We start from the raw sequence: 877 nt of genomic DNA, 5'->3' as shown, positions 1-877 counted from the left end.
GTTCGTGAGGCGTATATAGTCGCCACCAACGACAACTGTCAACACACATCGATAATGTTTTTGAACTTTTTGCGACAGAAATTTCGGACCCGATCTGTCGATAGCCAACTGCCCCAGGGGAACGCTGGCAACATGCGTGGCACGGCCCGGAAGGAGCCCTATTGCCGCCGCATTGCCGTTCGACACCAAAGCCATCGAATGTGGGCGCCGCCGATCGAGCAGCGCCTCTCTTAGGAGCCCTCCTATATAGGAGTGTGCGATGGGCCTTGCGGAGAAGGTACACCGCCCCGCCTGGTAGAGTGCTCTATAGGAGAAGTGCCTGGGGGCAATTCGGTCGGAGCCTGGCGCTTCGTTGACTTCACCTGCCATGACAGGCAAATGTCACGGCCACAACAAAAGCGACAAGCCGTTCCGCCCGGGGAAGAAGCAGCCTTTCTGGATGCCAGACACGGAAGATGTCATAGCCGAACTCGGCAATGAGCCGCCGCTGATCGCGGATGGCCGCAGCGGCCCGCCCGACCGGCGAGAGGTTTCTGCACGCTGGCTGTCGGGAACATTTCTCACTGGCGTGACCTCGAGCGTGTTGATGGGCGTGGCGCTGTTCGCCGCTCTTGACGGCCGCCAGCAGCTGGCCACCCCACCCGAGATCGCCGAGTTGATCAGCCTTGCCGGCAACGGAGATTCCGGCGAAGTCGCCAAGACGACCAGGCTGGTGGCGCCACGTCAGATCGCAAAGGCCAAGGACCGCCGCCGCATGGAAGTGTCGATGGTCACCAAGGTCGGCGACCGCGACGTCATCCACACCATGCCTTTCGTGCAGATCAAGATGGCCCTTGCCGCCGGCCACACCACCAGCCGCGCCTACCCCCCCTTCGAC

2 pseudogenes are annotated in these 877 nt (G+C 61.7%); one reads left to right on the top strand and one right to left on the bottom strand.

The annotated features are described in order from the left end of the window. Window positions 1-195, bottom strand: a pseudogene (locus tag EN879_RS39600) (hypothetical protein); the annotation flags it as partial. A 244-nt stretch (window positions 196-439) separates the two neighbouring features. Between EN879_RS39600 and EN879_RS37485 the strand changes: the two are divergent. Further along, window positions 440-877, top strand: a pseudogene (locus EN879_RS37485) (M23 family peptidase); the annotation flags it as partial.

The sequence above is a fragment of the Mesorhizobium sp. M7A.F.Ca.AU.002.02.1.1 genome (genome assembly GCF_003998535.1).
Taxonomy (GTDB): domain Bacteria; phylum Pseudomonadota; class Alphaproteobacteria; order Rhizobiales; family Rhizobiaceae; genus Mesorhizobium; species Mesorhizobium ciceri.
The sequence above is the reverse complement of the archived record's forward strand: the minus strand, read 5'-3'. Positions and strand labels throughout refer to the sequence as shown.